This window comes from Methylobacterium sp. NPDC097929 (genome assembly GCF_049543375.1).
In the GTDB taxonomy this organism is placed as follows: Bacteria; Pseudomonadota; Alphaproteobacteria; order Rhizobiales; family Beijerinckiaceae; genus Methylobacterium.
Genome location: NZ_JBMVEP010000015.1, coordinates 1 through 22,911, shown reverse-complemented (window position 1 = coordinate 22,911; position 22,911 = coordinate 1). Strand labels below are relative to the sequence as shown.

General features: G+C 61.2%; 27 protein-coding genes, 1 tRNA gene and 1 pseudogene. 22 read left to right on the top strand and 7 right to left on the bottom strand.

Features of this window, described 5'->3' with window-relative positions:
- The first annotated feature begins 1 nt into the window (after position 1).
- The 5 genes from msrA (at position 2) to ACPCJR_RS23045 (ending at position 3,543) form a co-directional block, all read left to right on the top strand.
- Positions 2-541, top strand: coding sequence for a peptide-methionine (S)-S-oxide reductase MsrA (gene msrA / locus ACPCJR_RS23065; RefSeq protein WP_066766228.1), 540 nt, complete (start codon positions 2-4; stop codon positions 539-541).
- Between the two features lie 134 nt (positions 542-675).
- Positions 676-1,380, top strand: coding sequence for a glutathione S-transferase N-terminal domain-containing protein (locus tag ACPCJR_RS23060; RefSeq protein ID WP_066766226.1), 705 nt, complete (start codon positions 676-678; stop codon positions 1,378-1,380).
- The gene (locus ACPCJR_RS23055) at positions 1,377-2,345 is read left to right on the top strand and encodes a magnesium and cobalt transport protein CorA (protein ID WP_066766225.1); all 969 of its coding nucleotides are present in this window, start codon (positions 1,377-1,379) and stop codon (positions 2,343-2,345) included. Before ACPCJR_RS23060 ends, ACPCJR_RS23055 begins: the two co-directional genes overlap by 4 nt.
- 106 nt (positions 2,346-2,451) lie before the next feature.
- Positions 2,452-3,012, top strand: coding sequence for a hypothetical protein (locus tag ACPCJR_RS23050; RefSeq protein ID WP_312203857.1), 561 nt, complete (start codon positions 2,452-2,454; stop codon positions 3,010-3,012).
- A gap of 42 nt (positions 3,013-3,054) precedes the next feature.
- Positions 3,055-3,543 carry a hypothetical protein gene (locus ACPCJR_RS23045; RefSeq protein ID WP_231736421.1) on the top strand — a complete coding sequence of 163 codons (489 nt, stop codon included), beginning with the start codon at positions 3,055-3,057 and terminating at the stop codon, positions 3,541-3,543.
- Positions 3,544-3,655: 112 nt separating this feature from the next.
- Here the strand turns inward: ACPCJR_RS23045 and ACPCJR_RS23040 are convergent, their stop codons facing one another.
- The 6 genes from ACPCJR_RS23040 to nadE form a co-directional block, all read right to left on the bottom strand.
- Complete coding sequence (locus ACPCJR_RS23040; protein WP_066762366.1) at positions 3,656-3,952, bottom strand: AzlD domain-containing protein; 297 nt, start codon at positions 3,950-3,952, stop codon at positions 3,656-3,658.
- Positions 3,949-4,674 carry an AzlC family ABC transporter permease gene (locus ACPCJR_RS23035; protein WP_066762368.1) on the bottom strand — a complete coding sequence of 242 codons (726 nt, stop codon included), beginning with the start codon at positions 4,672-4,674 and terminating at the stop codon, positions 3,949-3,951. Before ACPCJR_RS23035 ends, ACPCJR_RS23040 begins: the two co-directional genes overlap by 4 nt.
- 76 nt (positions 4,675-4,750) lie before the next feature.
- Positions 4,751-6,010: an MFS transporter gene (locus ACPCJR_RS23030; RefSeq protein WP_066762371.1), complete on the bottom strand. Its 1,260-nt coding sequence runs from the start codon at positions 6,008-6,010 to the stop codon at positions 4,751-4,753.
- A gap of 8 nt (positions 6,011-6,018) precedes the next feature.
- Positions 6,019-6,510 carry a DM13 domain-containing protein gene (locus ACPCJR_RS23025; protein WP_066762377.1) on the bottom strand — a complete coding sequence of 164 codons (492 nt, stop codon included), beginning with the start codon at positions 6,508-6,510 and terminating at the stop codon, positions 6,019-6,021.
- Between the two features lie 3 nt (positions 6,511-6,513).
- Positions 6,514-6,987: a peroxiredoxin family protein gene (locus tag ACPCJR_RS23020; protein ID WP_066762385.1), complete on the bottom strand. Its 474-nt coding sequence runs from the start codon at positions 6,985-6,987 to the stop codon at positions 6,514-6,516.
- 251 nt (positions 6,988-7,238) lie between these two features.
- Positions 7,239-8,156, bottom strand: coding sequence for an ammonia-dependent NAD(+) synthetase (gene nadE, locus ACPCJR_RS23015; protein ID WP_391515261.1), 918 nt, complete (start codon positions 8,154-8,156; stop codon positions 7,239-7,241).
- Positions 8,157-8,405: 249 nt separating this feature from the next.
- Between nadE and ACPCJR_RS23010 the strand changes: the two genes are divergently transcribed.
- From ACPCJR_RS23010 to ACPCJR_RS22935, 16 genes are all read left to right on the top strand, one after another.
- Positions 8,406-9,011 carry a sulfite oxidase-like oxidoreductase gene (locus ACPCJR_RS23010; RefSeq protein WP_066762388.1) on the top strand — a complete coding sequence of 202 codons (606 nt, stop codon included), beginning with the start codon at positions 8,406-8,408 and terminating at the stop codon, positions 9,009-9,011.
- Complete coding sequence (locus tag ACPCJR_RS23005; protein ID WP_066762391.1) at positions 9,004-9,750, top strand: ferredoxin reductase; 747 nt, start codon at positions 9,004-9,006, stop codon at positions 9,748-9,750. Before ACPCJR_RS23010 ends, ACPCJR_RS23005 begins: the two co-directional genes overlap by 8 nt.
- 72 nt (positions 9,751-9,822) lie before the next feature.
- On the top strand, positions 9,823-10,836 hold the full coding sequence (locus tag ACPCJR_RS23000) for an NADP-dependent oxidoreductase (RefSeq protein WP_066762394.1): 1,014 nt from the start codon (positions 9,823-9,825) through the stop codon (positions 10,834-10,836).
- Positions 10,837-10,911: 75 nt separating this feature from the next.
- On the top strand, positions 10,912-12,177 hold the full coding sequence (locus tag ACPCJR_RS22995) for a thiolase family protein (protein ID WP_126003858.1): 1,266 nt from the start codon (positions 10,912-10,914) through the stop codon (positions 12,175-12,177).
- 14 nt (positions 12,178-12,191) lie between these two features.
- Positions 12,192-13,262: an NADP-dependent oxidoreductase gene (locus ACPCJR_RS22990; protein ID WP_206431367.1), complete on the top strand. Its 1,071-nt coding sequence runs from the start codon at positions 12,192-12,194 to the stop codon at positions 13,260-13,262.
- Between the two features lie 66 nt (positions 13,263-13,328).
- Positions 13,329-14,933 (top strand): sensor histidine kinase, encoded by a 1,605-nt coding sequence (locus ACPCJR_RS22985; RefSeq protein ID WP_391515265.1) that lies wholly within the window; start codon positions 13,329-13,331, stop codon positions 14,931-14,933.
- Between the two features lie 19 nt (positions 14,934-14,952).
- Entirely contained in the window at positions 14,953-15,309 is a 357-nt protein-coding gene (locus tag ACPCJR_RS22980; protein WP_396652006.1) for a response regulator, read from the top strand.
- A 112-nt stretch (positions 15,310-15,421) separates the two neighbouring features.
- Complete coding sequence (locus ACPCJR_RS22975) at positions 15,422-17,158, top strand: cytochrome c biogenesis protein DipZ (RefSeq protein WP_066762439.1); 1,737 nt, start codon at positions 15,422-15,424, stop codon at positions 17,156-17,158.
- Between the two features lie 51 nt (positions 17,159-17,209).
- Positions 17,210-17,482 (top strand): glutaredoxin 3, encoded by a 273-nt coding sequence (grxC, locus tag ACPCJR_RS22970; RefSeq protein WP_066762402.1) that lies wholly within the window; start codon positions 17,210-17,212, stop codon positions 17,480-17,482.
- A 63-nt stretch (positions 17,483-17,545) separates the two neighbouring features.
- Positions 17,546-17,827, top strand: a complete 282-nt coding sequence (locus ACPCJR_RS22965) for a DUF427 domain-containing protein (RefSeq protein ID WP_082733349.1) — start codon at positions 17,546-17,548, stop codon at positions 17,825-17,827.
- Positions 17,828-17,865: 38 nt separating this feature from the next.
- A complete protein-coding gene (locus ACPCJR_RS22960) occupies positions 17,866-18,621 on the top strand; it encodes an SDR family NAD(P)-dependent oxidoreductase (protein ID WP_391515267.1) in 756 nt (251 codons plus the stop codon).
- A 159-nt stretch (positions 18,622-18,780) separates the two neighbouring features.
- Positions 18,781-19,227, top strand: coding sequence for a nuclear transport factor 2 family protein (locus ACPCJR_RS22955; protein WP_066762405.1), 447 nt, complete (start codon positions 18,781-18,783; stop codon positions 19,225-19,227).
- A gap of 62 nt (positions 19,228-19,289) precedes the next feature.
- Positions 19,290-19,556 (top strand): hypothetical protein, encoded by a 267-nt coding sequence (locus ACPCJR_RS22950; protein WP_024588016.1) that lies wholly within the window; start codon positions 19,290-19,292, stop codon positions 19,554-19,556.
- A 190-nt stretch (positions 19,557-19,746) separates the two neighbouring features.
- Entirely contained in the window at positions 19,747-20,241 is a 495-nt protein-coding gene (locus ACPCJR_RS22945) for a Dps family protein (RefSeq protein ID WP_066762407.1), read from the top strand.
- Positions 20,242-20,270: 29 nt separating this feature from the next.
- Positions 20,271-21,125, top strand: a complete 855-nt coding sequence (locus ACPCJR_RS22940; RefSeq protein ID WP_066762409.1) for an alpha/beta fold hydrolase — start codon at positions 20,271-20,273, stop codon at positions 21,123-21,125.
- Positions 21,126-21,127: 2 nt separating this feature from the next.
- Complete coding sequence (locus ACPCJR_RS22935) at positions 21,128-21,613, top strand: peptide-methionine (S)-S-oxide reductase (protein ID WP_391515269.1); 486 nt, start codon at positions 21,128-21,130, stop codon at positions 21,611-21,613.
- 151 nt (positions 21,614-21,764) lie between these two features.
- Here the strand turns inward: ACPCJR_RS22935 and ACPCJR_RS22930 are convergent.
- Positions 21,765-21,841, bottom strand: a tRNA-Arg gene (locus ACPCJR_RS22930).
- 700 nt (positions 21,842-22,541) lie between these two features.
- Between ACPCJR_RS22930 and ACPCJR_RS22925 the strand changes: the two are divergent.
- Positions 22,542-22,911 (top strand): annotated as a pseudogene (locus ACPCJR_RS22925) (hypothetical protein); the annotation flags it as partial.

Sequence of the window (22,911 nt, the reverse complement as noted above, 5' to 3'; positions counted from 1 at the left end):
CATGCATCAGCGCGCTGTTCTCGCAGGCGGATGTTTTTGGGGCATGCAGGATCTGATCCGCAAGCAGCCCGGCATCGTGTCGACCCGCGTCGGATACACCGGTGGCGACGTCCCGAACGCCACCTACCGCAATCACGGCACTCACGCTGAAGGGATCGAGATCATCTTCGACCCGGCGGCGACAAGTTACCGTAACATCCTCGAATACTTCTTCCAGATCCACGATCCGACGACGAAAGATAGGCAAGGCAACGATCGCGGCCTCTCCTATCGGTCAGGGATCTACTATGTCGACGAGGAGCAGAAACGAGTCGCCGAGGAGACGATCGCCGACGTCGACGCGTCCGGACTATGGGACGGCAAAGTCGTCACCGAAGTCGAGCCCGTCGGCGATTTTTGGGAAGCGGAGCCGGAGCACCAAGACTATCTCGAGAAGCGCCCGGGCGGCTACACTTGCCATTTCCCGCGCGCGAATTGGGTGCTCCCCAAGCGTGATGACGCTGGGGCCGCCCAGTCTACCACTGGAGCGGCAGCGGAATAGCTGCAGCGGCTATCGCGACACAGCGCTCTGAATCGCAAGCAATGGGACCGCATCGGCGAACGATGCGGTCCTCGAACGGCCCCTCAAGCGGTCATGCCGTTTGCCGGCCATCGATTTGGTAGGATCGCCCCAGCATGCCAGACCTTTCGTCATATCCGATCACCGAGCGCTGGCCTGCCTCCGATCCTGATCTCCTGCAACTCTACGCAGCGCCCACGCCCAACGGCGTCAAGGTCTCCATCATGCTCGAGGAGACCGGGCTGCCATACGAGCCGCACTTTATCGACATCAGCACGAACGAGACCAAAGACCCCGCTTTCTTGTCGCTGAACCCAAACGGACGCATCCCTGCAATCATCGATCCGTCGGGCCCCAACGGTGAACCGCTCGGGGTTTGGGAGTCCGGTGCGATTCTCGTTTACCTCGCCGAGAAGACGGGCCTGTTGATGCCAACGGGACCAGCCAAGCGTTATGAGGTGCTGAGCTGGGTATTCTTCCAGATGTCTGCGATCGGCCCGATGTTCGGTCAGCTGGGCTTCTTCCTACGCTGGGGCGGAAAGGACTACGAGGACAAACGGCCTCAGCAACGGTTCGCCGACGAGTCCAAGCGCCTGCTGGGAATCTTGGATCGCCAGCTAGATGGACGCGAGTGGATCGTCGACGACTATTCGATCGCCGACATCGCGACGCTCGGCTGGGTCAATGCCCTGGTCGGCACCTATGACGCCGGCGACCTGTTGCGCATGGCCGAACATCGGAACATCCGGGGTTGGTTGGATCGCGGCCTCGCCCGACCAGCCGTGCAGCGGGGCCTGGTCATCCCGGCGAGGCCCGCATGAGCGTCATCGCCGCGTATTACTACAACGAGGGTCGCCGCATCCGCGAGGTCGCTATCGACGAGCGGATCGCGCTCGATAAGAACCGCTCTGGCTTCTGCTGGATCGGGCTCAGCGAACCTTCGGTCAGCGAACTGAGGGCGCTTCAGGCGACCTACAATCTGCATCCATTGGCGATCGATAACGCGATGCACCCGATGTGCCCGCCGAAGCTCGAAGTTTATAACGGCGAGCTCTACGTCGTCGCTCAGACGGCCGAGCTGGTCGGGGACCGCATACGCTACGGCAAGACGGCGATCTTCACTGGTCACAACCATCTGATCACGGTGCGTCACGGCAACGCCGGAGCGCTCGGCAATCTTCGCGAGCAGCTTGAGGGTTCGCCTGCTCAGTTCGGTAAGGGTGTCGACTACGTCTTGCACGCCATCCTTCACCGCATCGTCGATCAGTATCTGCCGATCTTCGAAATGATCGAGGACGACGTGCTCGCGATGGAGAGGCGATCGCTCGACGACTTCCTGGGGCGGGCGGAGGTCGCGCGCATCTTCGGCTTGCGGTGCGAATTGACCCGTTTCCAGCGAACCCTTGGCGCTATGGCCGAACTGGTGCGCAAGCTTGTTCGCGGACATTTCCCATGCATCAGCGCTGAGGTGCGGCCGTACTTCAACGACGTCGCAGACCATGTCGATCGGGTCCAGTCCATGGTCGATGGCCTCCTCCAGGTGCTGTCCACGGTCTTCGAGTTCAGCAGCCTTCTCGAGGCGCAAAGGACAGGCGTCATCACGCGCCAGCTCGCTGCCTGGGCGGCGATACTCGCGGTCCCTACGGCGATCGCGGGAATATATGGAATGAACTTCAAGAACATGCCGGAGCTGGACACAGCTTACGGCTACTTCGTCGTGCTCGGCCTGATGCTGACGTTTTGTCTTTTCCTGTTCGTCCGCTTCAAGCGAGCCAAGTGGCTATGATGGCGCTCCGCACCTTCAGTGCTGGTCGGTCACCGCGCCAATGCGCGCCTTCGGTCGGCGCGCAACCCTTACAATCCGAACTCGAGGTGCGTTGATGACAACTCAAGTGACAGACGTTCTGGACGCCGTGCAGTCCTTCGTGGCGAAGGGCTATGACCGAGAGTACCGTGTGAAGGACGGCGCTCTTGTCGATCTCGAGCTCGGATCGACCCTCGACGCGTGCAGCATTCGTGTCGATGCCGCATTACGCCTTGAGAGCGGCAATGGAGCCGAGGACGCGTCGAACATTTACGCCATCACAGATCCGGCGACCGAGCATAAAGGTCTGCTGATTGATGCCTTCGATGTGTTCGACGAGATATGCCACCGTGACCTGTCCGAACGGCTTCTTGAGCATCGTGAAACAGCTCCGGCCGGTGACGCGGACGTGCCGAGCAAGCATGGGCTCCGCAAGGTCTACAAAAGCGAGTTTGATCGCGACCCTGAGCGTTACGTTCTGCGGGAAGGCTTCCCGGACTTCCCGGCATGCCCGTTCGGGGGAGCCTTCAGCATCCTAGGCTTCGATACAGCAGAACAATCATACGTCTGGCTCGTGACGAGCATTATTCGGGATCCCCGGCTGATCAGGATTCCCTACCAGGGCGAAGACGTGATTACCGACGAATGAGGTCGGCGCAGCGTGCGGGACCAAATTGGACCCGAACGAAGGATGGGATTTCCCCTTCAGGTCAGCGATAACGAGGCAGAGATGGACTGGAATAAGGACCACATTCGCGAGACCATGCTGTCTCTTGAGACAGCGGCGCTGAAAAGCGCTCGCGAGAAGTATCTGGATTACGTTTCCACCGCGCGCCTCGATCGCAGCGAGCCGATCGAGAACGACGAGCAGGCGCAAGCCGAGGTGGCGAGCGATTTTGCTGAGGCGCTCGATGACACTCTCGATGACTATGTTGATAAGCTCGACAAGCTCCGGACGATCGATTTTGGGCCAAAGTCACAAGTCTCGGAAGGCGCAGTCGTCAAGCTGTCCGGCAAGCACTTCGTTATTTCGGTCTCGACTGGCAGGTTTATCTGTCATGGGCAGGAACTGATGGGTATCTCGACGATGGCCCCGATCTACGAGGCGATCGAAGGTGCGCGAGCCGGGGAAACGGTGCAGTTCAATGGCCGCGATCTGACCGTGGAGGCTGTTGCGTAGGCGAGGACCCGGAGTCCTCGGATCCACACGGTGAGTGCGGGCCATCGACGTTCGCAGCCTTACTGGCGACCTACGGCCTTCCCCAGAGCCCGTTCTCTCAGACGATCGGCACTTACGAGCCAAGCCACCCCAGACCTGCGTAGGCGAGCATTCCCAATATCATCGCCACGATGACCTGGTTCGTGGCGATCGCTGCACCCAGCGCGACACCGGCCGCGATCCAGGTTGGCGGCGGCTGCCCGATCAAGGACGAAGCAACCAAGCTGACCACGATCAGCCCAGGCAACTCGTCCAGAACCCAAGCCTGCTTGGACACCCTAATTCTCTCACCGGCAATCAATCCGGCGACCCTAATCGAGAAGGCAGCCACGACGAGCAAACCGACGACAGCCCAGTGCGAAGCGCTCATCGGGCTGCCGCCTCGATGTTGCGCTTTAAGAAGATCACCACCAAGCCGAAGAATGCGCCGACGATGATTCCGTAAGCTTTGGGCATGCCGAGCGAGATGGCGGCCATGGTCGCTGCCGCGGCCATGGTCCATGGCAGAACTTGGGAACGTCCCCGCCACAGACCTCGCGCCATCGCAATGAAGGCCGCCGTGAACGCGAAGCTCAGGCCAAAGCGTCCGAGATCGGGCAGCGCGGCGCCAAGCAAAGCCCCAAGCGTCGTGGAGGCTGTCCACATGGAGATATTCACCAGCCCTGAGCCTATGAGGAATGGTGCTCCGACATCGGGGGACTTTGCCCGCTCGGACATCGTCAAAGCCCAGTTCTCGTCGCCAGTAATGTGGATGGCGAAGAGCTTTTTCCTCAGCGACAAGCCGGCCAGCACCTCGGATAAAGAGGCGATGATGCCGACATAGCGCAGGTTTAGTGACGCACCGGCCAGAACCGCGCCCAACACGACACCTGTGGAAGCGAACTGCTCGACCGCGATGATTTGCGAAGAACCCGCATGGGTAGAGGCGCTCATCATCGCCACGCCCCACCACGGAAAACCTACCTGTACGGCCAGGAAACCGAACGCCAAGCCATACACGCTGGCCCCAAAGGCCAACGGGAGGATGGCGATCGCCCCCCGTTTAGCCTCGTATGCGTTCCTCGCGGCTGGCGCGTTCTCGCCTTCATCCATGACACGTTCCGTCTTGTTTTCAGCCAGGCTCCTCTAACAGCCGACTGGCAATCCTTCGGTCGTCGGCATAGGCGTCTCAGCGGCGCTGATCCGCCGGGGTTCGTATCATTGCGTCGAGCGACCCGGTGATCATCGCCGTGCTCGGGCAGCGTGTTGCTCTCGTCTTGACCGAGCGGTCTGAGTGCCTGCGCATACCGGCCAAGACCGCCAGGGCAGTCAGCAATGCCGCCGCGTAGAGGAACAGGCCGCCAGGGCCGAGGAGGTCCATCACCAGGCCTCCGATGAGTGGCCCGGCGGCGGTTCCGATCCCGTTGAGTAGGAGAAGTCCGCGAGCCGTGCCTAGCAGCCGACCCGCAGGAAGGTCGTCGTTCGCAACGGCAAGGCATAGCGAATAGATGGGAATACCGAAACCGCCGAACAGCGCGCCCGCCGCAAGTAGCACAGGCAGAGGGGCGTCCGCGGCCAGCGCCACGCCGATCGCGGCCGCCGCGGAAGCCAGGGCGGCGCCGGCAATGACGAGTGTCCGCGACATGCGGTCCGATAGCCATCCCAAAGGCCACTGCAGCACGAGCGTTCCACCAAGGACCGCCGCCATGAACGCAGAAATGCCGCCCACATCGAGGCCAATCCTCTGCGCAAAATTCGGCCCTAGTCCCCAGAAGCCGCCGATGGCCAGGCCGGCTAGGAAAACGCCAACCGACGGGAGGGGCGAAACCGCAACGAGATCGCGAAAGGCGACGGACTCCTGTTCGACCTCGGCCGGAGGATGACTGGGCAGCAGCGTGACGGGGACGACGGCCGCAGATATCAGCAGCGAGACGAACAGGAACAGCGTCACGTCTGCGGGGGGAGCGATGTTGAGAAGCGCTTGACCAAGGGCCCATGAGCCCATCGAAACAACGCCGAAAATCGACAAAAGCTGACCGCGCGTGGATTGAATCGCGTGCGCGTTGAGCCAGCTCTCAGTCGCCAGGATCATGCCTGCATAGGCAAAGCCGGTCACAAGGCGAAGCGGCATCCATACGTTCGCCTCCACGAATGCGACATGAAGAAGAGCCGTCATCGAGGCGATCGCGGCGAAGCCGGCGAAAGTTCTCACATGACCGACGGACACGATCATCCTGGGCAGCGTGAGTGCGCCAATGGTGAAGCCCGCAAAGTATAGGGACATCATCGCGCTGATCGTATGAGCGGCGAAGCCTTCCTCACCAGCCCTCACGATCAGAAGCGTGCCCAATAGACCATTGCCCAAGAGCAACGTGGCGACACTCAACAACAGCGCTGCGACCGGCGCCAAAACGAGCCCCCGCCCGCAGGCTGCCTTCACGCTGTCCATCGCCTGACTCATTTCCGAGCCTGGCGCGGAGGCTGGTACTCCGCAGAACTGATGAATTGATCGAAGGCTTCACACCAGATGACAACGGCGCTGTAGTCGCGAACATCGATGTCGGCGGGCACCTCCATAATGAAGCCATTGAACGTCCTCACATCGCCAACCCGGGCCGACGCGTCCTTGATTGCGAGGAACGCTTCCTCGGATTCGACGAAGTGCGGGGTGAGATAAAGCTTGTAGTCCGGCCCGGGAGAGAGACGGCCGATGTGCGCGATCCGGTGAGGCAGGATCTGCACTTCACCTTCGCCCCAGTGCAGCAGGTCGCTGCCGGCTAGATCACGAGAAAGCTTTCCCGAATAGATCGCTTCAGGCGTCGCGCTCCTCAGCGCAAATTCAGTGGGCGATGCCGGCGCGGTGAGGATGGGCAGCGTGTAGATGCCGGCAGCAAAGCCGGTGACGCCAACGGCGAAGTGGGTGACGGCTAGAATGAGCCAACGCGGCATGTCTCACGTGCTCTCCAGTTCCGCCACCAAACGATCTGCGTCGAGGTGGAAATCCGAAAAGACGATCCGACCATCGGCATTGATGACCGTGAACCAAGGCGTTCCCCGTGTTCGGTAATCCTCCATGAACGTAGGAAACGCGGCTCCAGCCGGCGGTTCGTCGTGCCCGAAAGCGATGGGGAGACCGTACTTCACCTGATTGATGCGCAACTTGTCGAATGTATTTTCGTGCGCTCCTTCGAAGACTGTTTGGATCACTGCGAAGCCCACGCCCCTGGATTGCAGCGCACCGTGCAATTTCTGCAGTGTGGGAAACCCATGCAGATGGCAGCCTCTGCACCAGTGCTGAAACGCGAAAACGACCTTCGGCCCTATGCCGAAATCCGACAGCTTGATCGGCGTCTTAAGGTCGCTTCCATCCACGCCGATCCACCGATCAACACGAAGCTCTGGCGCTTGACGTTCGGCCGCGCTCATTTCTATCTCCGAACACGAAGCATGTGCCCGACCCGCAGCGAAAAATCGCGACCGCAGGGTGACTGCTATACTTCACCATCCCATAGCCCGAGCGTTGAATAGTCGATAAGACCAGAGCCTTGTCTCAACTATACCCGTCGCGGCCACAAGTTTACGTGGTTGACTATGAATTCCAAAGCCGGTCTTTTCCAATAGCGGCGTGACATAGTTTCTATGTCTTGGGGGGGCGAATTCAGGCGTTCGCTCGACCCTTACGGCGCCGGAAGCTGCACGTTGGGCGCCACAGGCAGCGCGCGCTTATGCGCGGTGGCTCGGTACGCTCTCTGGATCGTCTCGACCGCCGCCGGGGCCACACCCCTTCCTTCGAGGTAGTCGTCGATCTCATCATAGGTCACGCCGTAGAAATCTTCGTCGGGGCGTAGCGGCATCGCGTCATCCAAATCTGCAGTGGGAACCTTGCCTATTAACTTCGCCGGGGCGCCCAGATGAGACGCGATTGCGCGAACGCGCCGCTTATTGAGTCCGGCGAGAGGGAGAACATCGGCCGCGCCATCGCCGAACTTTGTGAAGAAACCCATCACTGCTTCGGCTGCATGGTCCGTGCCGATCACAAGGCCGCCCAGGGTCCCCGCGAGAGCAAACTGGGCGACCATCCGTTGGCGTGCCTTGATGTTCCCGAACACCGTGCTGCGTTGGCCGGGGTCGACGGGCTCGTGTCCGGAGCCTGTCATCTCGTTCCACAGCGCGTCTGTCGCGGGCCTTACATTGATCACCGCGACGCGGTCGGGCCTGATGGCTGACAAAGCGAGCTGAGCATCGCGCTCATCCGTCTGTTCGCCATAGGGCAGCCGCACCGCCACAAACTCGCACTCGTACCCGATCTGACGCAGATCCTTCACGGCCGATTGCGCGATTAGGCCCGCCGTCAGGGAATCGACCCCGCCGCTGATTCCAAGCACATACGCTCGCTGCCCTGACGACCTCAGATAGTCTCGGAGGAAGGCGGCGCGTTCTGCCGCCTCGCGTCGGGCATCGAACGACGCGGAAACGCCGAGCGCTTCGATAATCTCGTCTTGGATGGGAATGACGACCTCCTGTGCGCGCCGCAGTCGAATGCTGGCGACCTCACCTCGCGAAGCTTCATCTCTCCCACGAGCCATGACGCGCACGCAACACAGGTTCAAGGCTATCGAAACTATAGCGACAGGGCATTGGGAAAGCAGTCTGATATAAAGCTATAGTCGACGCGGGATTATCGCGAGTCATAGTGACAAATTGCGTGTCTCTACTGATTTAACACCCGGTTGTCTGAACATCAGCTTTGCGATCCGCTCGATATCTTTCATTTGCGAGGATCATCTACGCATTAGCCTGAGATGAAGTCGGTCGGTCTGTCGTGACGAGCAAGGGGGTTCGGCATGGTCACCAGAGGTTTCACCGGCCGCGGTTCAGGCGGCGACCACGAGGGCCGTATTCCGCCAGGTCAACATCTCGTGGAGAACTTTCCCGTTCTTACCGCCGGGCCGACGCCTCGTATCGAGACGTCCGACTGGAAGTTCACGGTCAAGATCGGTCCGAAACCCGTCAAGGTCTGGAGTTGGAGCGAATTCAACGCCCTTCCAAAGACCAAAGTGACCAAAGACATTCACTGCGTCACGTCGTGGTCCAAGCTCGACACGAAGTGGGAAGGCGTGCTGATCGAGGACATCCTCGCGGACGCTGGAGTTGAACAGCCAACAGACTTCGTTCTTGCGCACTGCTACGATGGCTATTCGACGAATGTTCCGCTCGCGGACATGTTGTCCGGCAAGGCTATGGTCGCGCTGAACTACGCGGGCCAGCCGCTTCCCCGCGACCATGGCGGACCAGCGCGCCTTCTTGTTCCGCATCTCTACTTCTGGAAGTCCGCCAAGTGGGTGAATGCGCTGCAGTTCACCACTCGCGACGAGGCCGGGTTCTGGGAGTTGCGCGGTTATCACATCTACGGTGATCCGTGGCGCGAGCAACGGTACACCCATGACTGAGTTCGACGCACAACCCGCGTCGTGGCAGTCAGGCGTGATCGACGAAATCGTCCAACAGACACCGAGTATCAAGAGCTTCTTCCTGCGGTTGCCGGAACCGTTCGTCCATACAGCAGGCCAGCACGTCGACGTCCGGCTGACCGCCCCAGACGGCTATCAGGCCATGCGCAGTTATTCGATCGCATCGTCGGCGGGCTCTTCACCGACCCTGGAGCTCGCCATCGAGCGCCTGCCGAATGGCGAAGTTTCGCCATTCTTCCACGATGTCGCCGCAGCCGGCGACGAGATCGAACTCAGGGGACCGCTTGGAGGCCACTTCCTTTGGCCCGAGCCTGCCGACAAGCCGGTGCTGCTGATCGGCGCAGGTTCAGGCGTAGTGCCGCTGATGGCGATGATCCGGCAGCGCCGGGCATCAGCACAGGCCGTGCCAGTCGCTCTGCTCTTGTCGGCGCGAACCAGTGAGGACGTGCTCTTCTCCAGCGAGCTCCACTCAATCGAGATGAGCGATCCCACGTTCGTCTTGACGCTCGCGATTACGCGCGAAGCACCGAGGCGCGCCTCGGACTATGGCCGACGGATCGACGACGGGATCGTCCAGGCGACAATCGCACGTCTCGGTCGCGACCCGGGCCACGTGTTCGTTTGCGGGTCGAACGGTTTCGTCAACATCGCGACGGACAGCGCATTGTCGGCAGGGCTGGGCGTCTCGATCATCAAGACCGAGCGCTACGGTGGGTAGGGGCGGCCAGATGATCGTATCCCGTCACGCGGGCGCGCCCAGCTCAAGCTTTGTCCGGGAAGGGCTTCGCCCATGACAATCATGGCCCGTCAATTTCACCTTAGAAGTCGTCCCGAAGGGCTACCACAGGCCGACAACTTCGAGCTCGTCGAGCAGGATCTCCCCACGCCAGAGCGAGGACAACTGCTCGTCGCCAACCGTTGGCTCTCCGTTGACCCTTACATGCGAGGTCGCATGACCGGTCGAGACAGCTACATGCCGCCTTTCCAAGTTGGCGAGCCTCTGGATGGCGCCGCGATCGGCGTCGTGGTCGAAAGCAAGGATGACCGGTTCGGCCTTGGCGAGGTCGTGAGCCACTTTGCCGGCTGGCGCGACCGCGCGATCATCGACGCCGCATCCGCTACGAGGATCGATACGACGATTCCGGAGCAGGCGTATCTGGGCCCGCTCGGTTTCCCCGGCTTCGCCGCCTACATCGGCATGCTCAAGATCGGAAAGCCGCGAGCTGGTGAGACTGTGTTCGTGTCAGCAGCAGCGGGGTCGGTCGGATCGCTCGCTGTCCAAATCGCAAAGATTAAGGAATGCCGTGTCGTCGCGTCCGCGGGCGGCGAGGACAAATTGCGTTGGCTGCGCGAGGAAGCAGGCGCCGATGCCACGATAAACTACAAGAATACGGACGACATGGTCGCAGCACTTCGCGAAGCCGCGCCTAAGGGCGTCGACATCTATTTTGACAACGTCGGTGGCACGCACCTCGAAGCGGCGCTTGAGGCGGCCAATGACTTCGCCCGCTTCGCTCTGTGTGGAATGATCGAGCAATACAACAGCGAGCCGGTCGGTCCCCGCAACATCTATGCGGTTATTGAGAAGAGCCTCCTGCTGCAAGGCTTCATCACCGTCCACAACATGTCGCTCTGGGAAGATTTCCAGCGCGACGTCACCCGGTGGATCGCCGATGGGAAGGTCAAATGGCAGGAGACGGTTGTTCACGGCCTCGAGAAAACCCCTTCGGCGTTCCTCGATCTCTTCGCCGGAAGAAACATCGGAAAAATGGTCATCGACCTCAGGGATGGGGAGACGCCCTGACGGGCGGCGCCTGCCGTCAGCGGACCGCACCAAGCCACCCCGTCTAATTAGAATCTTTTGCTTTGGGAGATCACCGTGAGCCGCTTCGCCGAACCAGTTTTCATAGCCGCAGGCTTGCGGACACCATTCGGTCGTGGCGGAGGAGCGTTGGCAAATTATGACGCGGTCTCGTTGTCAGTGCCAGTCGTCCAAGAATTGGCGAAGCGTACTGAGCCCGATCTGACGATCTGGGGAACCGTCATCCCAAACCTGGGCTGGAGCAATATCGCTCGCGAAATCTGGCTGGACGCGAAGCTCAACCCCAACGTTCCAGCATTCTCCGTAGTCCTAGCGTGCTCGACCAGCATGACCGCGAGCTTCGCCGCAGCCGGGATGCTCGGCGGCGGGCTCAACCTGATACTGGTCGGCGGGTCTGAGGTCATGAGCCGACCGTCGCTCGCTCTCACCGCTGAGGCATCTAAACGACTTACCGATCTCTTCGCGCAGGATCCGGCTGCGGCACTTGCCGCCCTGGGGGCGTTGACCCCTCAAGACTATGTGCTCCCCACCAAGGGCTGGGCCAACCGCCTTACGGGCAGGACAATGGGCGATCACATGGAGGAGACCGCCAAGGCGTGGCGCATCTCGCGTGAGGCTCAAGATGATTGGGCTCTAAAAAGCCACCAGCGCGCCGTCGCCGGCTGGGACGGCGGCTTCTTCGATGACCTCGTGATCTCGCTGCCGGAGCTTTCCCGCGATGCCAACCCGCGCGCGGACACATCCGCCGAACGTCTATCCGGTTTGAAGCCCGCCTTTGATCGTGAGAGCGGGATGGGTAGCCTGACAGCCGGCAACAGCTCCCCCATCACGGATGGGGCGGCCGGTTGTTGGGTGTCCAACGAAGAGGGTCTGAAGAGGTTACCCGATGGCACGCCCTATGCGCGGATAGTCGACTACGAAGTCTCGGCGGTCGACCTGCGCACGGAGGGGCTGCTGATGGCGCCGTCCTATGCCATTCCACGACTTCTCGCGCGCCATCACCTTGGCTTCGCCGACATCGCACTTTGGGAAATCCACGAGGCTTTCGCGGCACAGGTGCTGGCCAACGTCGCGGCCATCACCGATCCGAACTGGGTCCGACAGAAGGCCCATGTTTCGGCCGAGATGGGCAACTTCGATTGGGATCGCGTCAATCCCAACGGCGGCTCGGTAGCCATCGGACATCCCTTCGGCGCGACCGGCGCGCGTGATCTCAGCCAAGCTGTGAAAGAGCTGTGGGCCATGCCGGTCGGATCTCGCGGGATCGTCAGCATCTGCGCCGATGGCGGTCAAGGCACTGTCGCCCTCCTCGAACGCGTCTGATCGGAGGACGAAAAATGAAGGCGATCCGCTTCCATGAGTTCGGCGCTCCCCATCTCCTTCGTTATGAGGACGCGCCGACACCTGTGACAAAGCCGGGGGAGGTGCTCGTCCGTGTACAAGCGGCAGGCCTCAACCCGCCCGACTGGTATCTCCGCGAGGGATACAAGGCTCTGCCGCCCGAGTGGCGGCCGTCGGTGACATTCCCCGCCATACCCGGCTCGGATGTGTCCGGGATCGTCGAGAAGGTCGCCGACGATGTGACCGCGTTCTCGGTGGGCGACGAAGTTTTCGGAATGATCCGCTTTCCCAGCTTCGGCGAGAGCCTGGGATACGCCGAGTATGTTTCCGCGCCTGCTTCCGACGTTGCGGCCAAGCCCCGGCACCTGGACCATATTCATGCAGCCGCCGTTCCCATGTCGGGGCTGACCGCTTGGCAGTTCCTGATCGAGCTAGGCCATAACGAGCAGAACCCGCTGCAGTCCGAGCGCCACACCCCGGTCCCGTTGGCTGGGAAGAGCGTTATGATCAACGGCGCTGCGGGGGGTGTCGGTCATCTGGCATTGCAGTTGGCAAAGCACGAAGGCGCGCGTGTCATCGCGGTCGCTTCAACCCGGCACGAAGCGTTCCTCCGCGAACTGGGTGCCGACGAGTTCATCGACTACACGAAGACCAAACCCGAAGACGATGTGCGAGACATCGATCTTGTCGTCGATGCGGTCGGCGGTCCGACCTCCGGCCGCTTCCTTCGGACCATACGTCGGGGCGGAGCGCTGTTCCCGATTTTTCCCCTTGGCTTTGCCGGACATGATGAAGCTGCCGACCGGGGAGTGACCGTTTCGGCGACGCAGGTGCGTTCCAGTGGCGATCAGTTGGCCAAGCTAGCTCGCTTGCTCGACAGCGGTGCGGTTCGCGTCGCCGTCGATAGCACATATCCGCTTTCCGAAGCGGCCGTCGCTCACGAACGCGCAGAGGCAGGCCATATCCAGGGCAAGATCGTCCTCGCCGTCGGTGACCCCATCGCCGATCAGAGCGGCCATGCGGGCGTGCCGTCATCGCAGTGGCCGCCCCGCATGAGGGGGCACTGACATGACGCGGGAAACGCCGATGATCGGCCACGCTCGACCTTCGAGGCATCATCCAGGAGAACTGCGGTGAGCCTGAGCGCTGACAGAACCGATTTCGGGGCGGCACAGCGGGCGCGGGCGCTTGCAGACCTCATGGTGCTCGACACACCGGATGAGCAAGCCTTCGACGATCTCGTTTTTGTCGCCGCGAAGGCCTGTGACGTTCCCATTGCGCTCATCACCCTGCTGGATACTGACCGGCAATGGTTCAAAGCCAAGTACGGGCTTGAGGTATGCGAGACGGAGATCGAACACTCTGTCTGTCGGATCGAGATCGATCAGGGCGATCTTCTCGAGATCGTCGACCTCACAAATGATGCGCGGACCAAGCGCAATCCGCTCGTCACAGGCGCCAGGCACTTTCGCGCCTACGCTGGCGCACCGCTAGTCCTGCGATCCGGAGCGATCGTGGGTCGCCTGTGCGTCATCGATACCGTTCCGCGGCCTGAAGGGCTCAGCGAGATGGAAAAGGCGATGCTGCAGGCGCTCGCCCGTCTCGCTAGCGAAAATCTCGAACTGCGCCGGATCGCAACGGCGAGCGAGCGCCTCACAGCCCTGCAGACCGCCTTGGTCGAAATCGGCGAGACCATTCGGAGCAGCCACGACACCGCAGAGATGGCTTCGGCGACCGCCGCCATCGTCGGCCGAGCGCTCTCCGCAGACCGAGCCGGGTTCGGATCCGTCAACGAGAACGTCGATACGATTGACGTCGAAACCGATTGGACGGCGCCGGGGGCCGTGAGCATTGCCGGGCGCCACCGTCTCGACGAGTACGGGAGCTTGCGCGAGCCGCTCGTCGTTGGCGACCCTCTCGTCGTTTGGGACGCCCTGACCGACGATCGCACTCTGCACAAGCTCGAGAGCGCAATGCGGGTCGGCGTTCGGTCGCTGGTCGACATGCCGGTTCGAGATCGTGGCAAAACCATCGCCGTCTTCTTCGTTCACTCGGCGCATCCCCGACCTTGGCCCGCAGAGGAAATCTCGTTTCTGCGAAGTGCGGCAGACCGGCTCGAGGCCGGCGTCGCGAGGCATCGTACCGAGCAGCAGCAACTCATAGTGAACGGCGAGATTGCTCACCGCCTGAAGAACATGCTCACCATGGTTCAGACCATCGCCAGCCAAACGCTGCGAAGCGTCACCGATCGCGAGGCGGTCTACGCCTTCGAGCGTCGGCTGATGGCTCTGAGCGCGGCGCACGACGCCTTGCTCCAAATGAGTTGGACACAAGCTGACCTGCAAGCTGTCGCAGCGACAGTGATCGACGCGATCGGGTTCTCAGATAGGGTCGACATGAGTGGGCCGGCGGTGGCGCTGGGGCCACGAGCGGCGCTCTCGTTTTCCCTTATCGTCCACGAGTTGCTGACCAACGCCTGTAAATACGGCTCGCTGACCAGCGACGGCGGCCACGTCTCGCTGTCGTGGGATGTCGAGGTCGGCCAGGACGACGACCTTCTCCGCGTGGAATGGCGGGAACGGGGTGGGCCTCCGGTTGTGCCTCCAACTCGCCGAGGCTTTGGATCGAAGCTGATCAACATCGGCCTGGTCGGCACCGGAGGCGTCGATGTTCGCTACGAGCCCGCCGGGTTAACGGCCGATCTGCACGCCTCCATGCGTCACCTGGTTCAAGGTTAATGGGGGTATGCGTGGAATGATGAAACCCGTGGTGCTCGTCGTCGAAGACGAACCACTTCTCCGTCTGTTTGCAACGGACATGATCGAGGAGGCGGGCTTCGAAGTCTTGCAGGCGCCAAATGCATCCGCCGCGCTCATGACCCTGGAGGAACGACTGGATGTGCGCGTCGTGTTCACGGACGTGAACATGCCCGGCGGCATCGATGGCATCATGCTCGCCATTTGCATCCGCCGGCGGTGGCCAACCATCCAGATCATCATCACGTCCGGGAGGCCTTGGCCTGACGAAGCCGTCGTTCCAGCGGACGTTGTGTTCTTCCCCAAGCCATACCGGCAAGACCGTGTCTTGGACACGGTCCGAAAGATGGCGGCGTGATGTCCACGATGCCCGCGCATGTCGCCTTCTCCGGGAAAAGAGACGGCAGCCCCGCGAGTGATAGCGCGCAAAAATCGCGGCTTAGCGACAATTCGCTGGAGGTGCGGTTGTGATCGTCCTCCTGATCCTCTCTTACCTCGCTGGCGTCCTCACCATAATCAGTCCCTGCATCCTGCCGGTTCTGCCATTCGTCTTCGCCCGCTCGGATCAGCCCTTCCTCCGTAGCGGCTTACCCCTCCTGCTCGGCATGGCCGCAACCTTCGCGGGTGTCGCGACGTTGGCAGCGGTCGGTGGGGGCTGGGCTGTACAGGCGAACAACGCGGGACGGTTGGCTGCCCTCGTCATCTTAGGGCTGTTCGGCCTTCTCCTTTTGCTCCCCTCGCTCGCCGACAGGGCAACTCGGCCACTCGTCAGCCTCGGTGATCGGCTCACGCGCACCGCCGGTCCTGACGGGCCAGAAAGAAGTGGGTTCTTCGCTTCTCTCTTACTTGGTGTCGCCACGGGCCTGCTTTGGGCTCCATGCGCCGGCCCTGTTCTTGGACTGGTGTTGACCGGCGCTGCTCTTCAGGGAGCAAACGTCGGCACATCGCTTCTCTTGTTCGCCTACGCAGCCGGTGCGGCTACCTCGCTCGCCTTGGCATTGCTGATCGGCGGACGTGTCTTCGGCGCGATGAAGCGGTCGATCAGAGTTGGAAATTGGATGCGGCGTTCGCTCGGAGCGCTGGTCCTGGTTTCCGTCGCGGCCATCGCGCTCGGACTGGATACCGGGCTTCTCACCAGACTCTCGCTGTCCGGCACGGCGACCGTCGAGCAGACGCTCCTTGATCAGTTCCGTCTCGGCCGGCGATCGTCCGAAACGAGCGTTTTGGCTGACGGCGCCCTTGGTGTCGAAGGAATCATGCCTTCACTTGAAGGGGCGACGAGCTGGCTTAACTCCGCTCCGCTCACGGCCGAGGATCTTCGCGGCAAGGTCGTTCTCGTCGACTTCTGGACCTACAGCTGTATCAACTGCCTTCGCACGTTGCCTTATGTGCGTGCCTGGGAGGAGAAGTATCGCTCGGCCGGCCTGGTCGTCGTCGGCATTCATGCACCGGAGTTCGCGTTCGAAAAAGATGCGGCGAACGTGGCGAAAGCCGTGCGAGATTTTGAGGTCACGTACCCCGTAGCGCTGGATAACGACCACAGGATCTGGCGCGCATTCAACAACCAGTACTGGCCGGCACACTACTTCGTCGATGGCCAAGGCCGCATCCGTTACCACCACTTCGGAGAGGGCAATTATGCCGAGTCCGAGAAAGTCATTCAGAGGCTGCTCGCTGAGAACGGTCAGGCTGTCGGCGACATGCGCACAGTGTCAGTGCGTGTTAGTGGCGCTGCCGCCGCGCCGAGTTGGAACGACGTTCGCTCGCCGGAGACCTATCTAGGCTTTGCTCGCTTCGCGCGGCTCCAATCCCCAGGCGGGCTCGCTCCGGACGTGGAGCGCGAGTACTCGACACCCGCTCGCTTGCCTTTGAACGGATGGGCCCTGTCCGGCGTCTGGACGGTGCGGGAGGAGTATGCGGAGACGCGAAGCCCCAGCGCGCGCATCGTCTATCGCTTCCATGCCCGAGACCTCCATCTCGTGCTCGGCCCATCGGCCTCAGGTCGTCCGGTTCGGTTCCGCGTGACCCTGGACGGCAAGGCGCCGGCCGGCGACCACGGCAGTGACGTCGATGCCGCCGGCACGGGAGTCATCGACACGCAGCGTCTCTACCAACTCGTGCGCCAGAGCGGTGAAGTCCGCGAGCGCGCCTTCGAAATCGAGTTTCTCGACCCTGGGGCGCAAGCCTTCGCCTTCACCTTCGGATGACACGCCGCGAATGCGGACGGCCCGTCATCCCTCAACGATTGGAGATGCAACATGAAGCCTGAAGTCCTGATCTACACCACGAGTTGGTGCCCGTTCTGCCGCCGCGCGAAGGCGCTCCTCAAAGAGAAGGGCGTGGCATTCACCGAGCTTGATATCGAAGCCGATCCTGCACACCGGAAGGCGATGATCGAGACGTCGGGGCGTAGCACCGTGCCGCAGATCTTTATCAACGAGACGCATGTCGGCGGCTCCGACGACCTCGTTGCGCTCGATGCAGATGGCTCGCTCGACAAGCTGCTTGCCGGACAAACCCCGGCGAACTGATTTGTCCCCCCGATAGGGCCACTTGTCGATGAACGTGGCTGAACGACAAGAGAGGAGTCCGGTTTGGTCTCAGCAGTTTGGAACGATGTCACCCTCGCGGTCAGCGACGAGACTATGGTCGTGGATGGAAACCATTATTTCCCGCCTCAATCAGTTGACCGGCAGTATCTAATACCAAGCGAGCATACGTCTGTCTGTCCTGTGAAGGGGACAGCGCAATACTTCCATGTCCGGGTCGGTGACCTGCGTAATGCAAACGCCGCCTGGACCTACGCCGACCCTTCGCCGGCGGCCCGCTCAATCAAGGATCACATCGCCTTCTGGAAAGGCGTCAACGTCGCTTAGCCGTCAGCCGGCAATTAGATTTCAGAAAGGAACCGCCGATGTCGAAAGTTTTGGACGGCAAAGTCGCTATCATCACGGGTGGCTCTCGAGGCCTTGGCGCCGTGCTGGCGGCGACGCTCGCCGATCAGGGAGCCGACGTTGCTATCACCTACGCTGCTTCGGCCGATAAAGCCGAGTCCGTCGCCGACGTGGTGAGGGCCAAAGGCGTTCGCGCTCTCGCAATTCGATGCGATCAAGCGGATACGTCGGCCGCCAAGCCCATGGTCGAGCAGGTCGTAGCTGAACTCGGCAAGCTCGACATCTTGATCAACAACGCCGCAATCGCCGTCCAAGGAAAATTGGTCGACGATCCGACGCTCGATTCCGCCGCGTTCGACAGGCAGTGGATGGTCAATGTCATGGGCACCGTGGCGATCACGCGTGCGGCGGCGCAGAAAATCTCTGACGGTGGCCGCATTGTCTTCATAGGTTCCGGCCTGGGCACCCGAGCGATCGTGCCGGGAATTGCCGACTACGCAGGAACCAAGGCAGCGATCGCGGGATATGCGCGCGGGGTGCAGCGCGATCTTGGCCCCCGCAACATTACCGTCAACGTAGTCCAACCAGGCATCATGCCGACCGACATGACCGGGGAAGTTGCTGACAACTTTCCGCAGGCTGTGATCGATATGCATCCCATCCGTCGGATCGCCACGATTGAAGAGGTGGCGGGCGCCGTCAGCTACCTCGTCAGTCCTGCTGCAAGCTACACCGCTGGCGCAGTGATCGATGTGTCAGGGGGCGTCCTGGTCTGAACGATGCTCGACGGGCGTGTGACGCGGATAACTGAAGGACGATCGCTTCCGCACCTGAGCGCTTCGTTGAAGTCCGGGTAGCAGGCCGGCTGATCCTGCCGGGCCCATTATCCTTAAAGCCGTAGCGGACAAGGCTTCCGCATTTCAGGAGTTCATAGAGTGCCGAATACAGACCTAACCCAAGAGCGCATTGCTGTCGCCACCGACTATTTCCGGAAGATCGACAGTGGCGATCCCACCATCCTCGACATTCTGACTGACGATGTCGTGACGTACTTCCCGAAGTTCGGAGTTGGATATGGCAAGGCCGAATTCATGGAAGTCGCCAAGGGCCTGTTGGGGTCGCTTCAGCGGATCGAGCACGATTTCGATCGCATGACCTTCCACGTAGCCGGTGACCACGTGATCGTGGAAGGCTTTGAAGGTGGCGCTATGGCTGATGGCACGGCGTGGCCGGTCGAAGGCCTGTCCGAAGGCCGTTTCGCCAACGTATTCGAGTTCGACGGCGCGCTTATCAAACGTGTTTTCATCTATGTGGACCCGGACTTTGCTAGCGCTAATGACGCGGGCTTTCTTTGGGGCCGCAATGTCAGACTGACGCGATGACCCCAATCGCATGGCGCGGCGCTCACGTTCGCAGGGCGAAGGCCGATTGGCGGTGATGCGGAATGGACCATCCAGAGTTCGATACGGCTTTCGAGCGCCTGCCTGAGGGGTATAGCGAAGGCGCTTACGAAGGCAGGCGTTTCGGCGTGACGGTTCGTCGGTCGGAGGATGGACGGAGGAACAGCCTTTTTGCTCGAGAACTGGCAGGGAACGACATCGTCAGCTTCAATCTGTATCGCGTTGCTTCGGGCAGTGCGTCGCTGAAGCCGTGCGAGATGTCCTCGGAGAAGGTTATCGCTTTCGTATTGGGCTATCAGCCCAACGCCTGAGCATGTGGGGCTCGCTGCCTTCCCATGTTCCCATGCCGCTCCAAGCGCGCCTTCTGGTCGCCTGAACTATCGAAACTATAGACACAGGTCATTGGACTTCGGTCTGAGGTAAACTCATCTTCTATACCTCAGCGTGCGAGGGAACCGGCGCTGATCTTTCGTGCAAGCCATCATCGAGGAAGTCCACGCGATGACAAGCTCCAGTGCTGCGACCGTACCTTCACCATCTGACCTCGACGAGAGCGCGACCATGACGGTCGCGGACGCGCTGAAGATCATTTTGGCGAACAGCTATGCGGTCTACCTCAAGACCAAAAACTTTCACTGGCATGTCTCCGGCCCGTACTTCAGGGACTACCATCTCCTTCTCGATGAGCAAGCTGCGGAAATCCTCGCAGCGACCGATGCGATGGCGGAGCGTGCCCGGAAGACCGGCAATACGACCATACGCTCGATCGGCGATATCGCCCGCCACCAGACGATCAAGGACAACGACGCGGAGTTCGTCACGCCGCAGGACATGCTGGCGGAGCTGCGCGCCGATAATCTTCACATGGTCGAGTCGCTGCGCCGCGCAAAGGACGTCGCCGACGAGGCTAAGGACAACGCGACCTCCGGCCTTATCGATACCTGGACCGACGAGGCGGAACGCCGTGCGTGGTTCCTTTTCGAAGTCAGCCGATAAGCCTGCTGCTCAACTGATCGGATCGTTTCATGGCGTCTAACGATGTGCAGACCCAGTTTCTGCAGACAGAGGGCGGTCGGGTAGCCTTCGACGATACGGGCGGAACGGGACCTCTCGTCGTGGGCATCCCTGGAATGGGTGACTTGCGATCGGAGTATCGCCTCATCAAACCCATGCTGCAGCATGCGGGATGCCGAGTGGTGACGATGGACGTCCGCGGGTTCGGCCAATCGTCGCCGGAATGGTCGGATTACTCCGCGCGAGCGGTAGGCCGCGACGCCGTCGCCATCCTCCGACAGTTGGCTGCCGGGCCAGCTGTGATCATGGGCAACTCGTTCGCAGCCGGCTCTGCGCTTTGGGCTGCCAAGGAAGCTCCTAGCCTCGTCAACGGGGTGGTGCTGCTCGGTCCGATCGTTCGCGATCTCCCCCTCACGACGATCCAGAAACTTGTCCTCGGGCTGGGATTCGCAGGGCCATGGCGAACCTGGTTCTGGACCACATACTGGAGCAGCCTCTTCCCGACGAAACCGGCGCCGGATCATGCCGAGGTGAAAGCGGTGATTGCTGCAAACCTCAGAGAGCCAAAACGCATGCGGGCTCTCTTGACGATGCTCTCATTGTCGAAGTCTGACACCGCAGCGATCTTGGACGAGATCTCTGTGCCGAGCCTCATCGTCATGGGCACAAAGGATCCGGACTTCCCGGACCCTGTCGAAGAAGCCCGAGGCTTGGCTACGAGGATCAGTGCCGAAACCATGATTGTCGAGGGCGCTGGGCACTACCCTCATGTCGAAATGCCGAACGATGTCGGACAGCGGATCATCGCGTTCGTCCGCCAGCTCGATAAGTCCGGCCCGGCCGCTGTGCCTTTGCGCAGGAGCTGAGTATGGCAAAGGTCGGATTCGGTGGAGGTTGCCACTGGTGCACCGAGGGTGTCTTCCAAGCGTTGCGTGGCGTCACGCAGGTCGACCAGGGTTTCCTACAATCTGTGGCGCCGGCCGACACGTGGGCGGAGGGGGTGATAGTAACCTTCGAGCCCTCAGCGATCGGACTGGAGACGCTGTCCGAGGTGCACCTGCGCACACACTCCGCCACTCGTGCCCGTTCGGTTCAAAACAAATACCGAAGCGCGATCTATATCTTCGACGAGAGTCAGCGAGCCGAAGCCGATGAGGCGATACGCGGATTCGCTGAGGTGACCGGCAAGCCAGTCCACACCCTCGTCCTGCCGTTCGCGGGCTTCAAAGCTTCGGACGAGCGATATCAGAATTATTATCGCACCGACCCGAACAGGCCTTTTTGTCGGCGATACATCGATCCGAAACTCGACTTCATCCGCAAGCACTTCTCGGAGATCGCGCTGGCTGAGTAGCCACCGTCGAGCCGGCAGTAGCCGGACCACGCAAGACAGCCGACCCGCTCTTAAGAAGATCGGTAGCGATCGCTGCGCCGATTGAATTACCGCTCTTTCGGAAAGACGGAGGCGGACTCCATCCGCTTGATGCCATCCTCATTGAGAGAGATGGCGCACCCATCAGGATTCGAACCTGAGGCCTCTACCTTCGGAGGGTAGCGCTCTATCCAGCTGAGCTATGGGTGCCTGTTGCTTACGCGGTGCTTACGCGGAAAACCTGTGAGTTGGAAGCTCCACCGATGTCTCCTGCAAACCCTTGTAAATCAACTCCTTTTATTCATCTCTTACCGACCATCACCCGTTGACAGCAGCCTTCGGAGGGCAACGCTCTATCCAGCTGAGCTACGGGTGCTGACCGTGGCTCGTGAGTAGCCCAACTGGACCGCCGACGCAACGGCGCTGTGCAGGGCGATGAAATGCCCTAATTGCTCAAAGGGATGGTAGCGTAGCCCTCCGAAGGCAAAGGTCACACGTTCGAATCGTGTCGGGTGCGCCAATCAACCTACTGTCTCTGAAGGCAGATTTGGATTCCAGGGTTTAGCCCTCAGTCCCCAAAAGGTCCGTCTGTCACGCCGCTGTCACAGCAAAGGCGCGACTCATGGCGACCATTCGTAAGCGTGGAAGCTCCTGGCAGGCTCAGGTCAGGCGTGAGGGATACCCCCCGCTCTCCCGCTCTTTTCCGACCAAGGCTGAGGCTGTCTCTTGGGGCCGAGAGCAGGAACACAACATCGACCGTGGCCATTTCCCGGCAGGCAGTCGGGCCGCCAAGGGCCTGACTCTCGGTGATCTCCTGAGGCGCTATGAAACCCAGGTCACACCACGGAAGCGAAGCAGCCGGTCCGAGCAATCACGGATCAAGACCCTCCTAGCCCACCCCATGGCTCAGGTGGCTGTCACACGTGTCATACCGGATATGGTGGCCTCCTATAGGGACCTCAGGCTTCAGGCGGTCTCTAGGGACACAGTACGTAGGGAGCCAGGCATCCTGAGGCACTGCCTTGAGGTGGCCCGTAAGGAGTGGGGAACACCCATCCTCATCAATCCTGTCCACTCCATAGCCTTCCCTGAGCCCTCCAAGGCCCGTGAGCAGCGATTGGAGCCTGAGGCAGCCAAGAGGCTTGCTGAGGCCCTGAAGCGGACCCGTGTGTGGTACCTGAGGCCCCTAGCACTACTTTGGCAGGTTGAGGGAACGCAGCGGGTGTTCGCGGCTTTGCATGCCACGGCGATAGACGTGGGTGATCGCGATGTCGGATGCG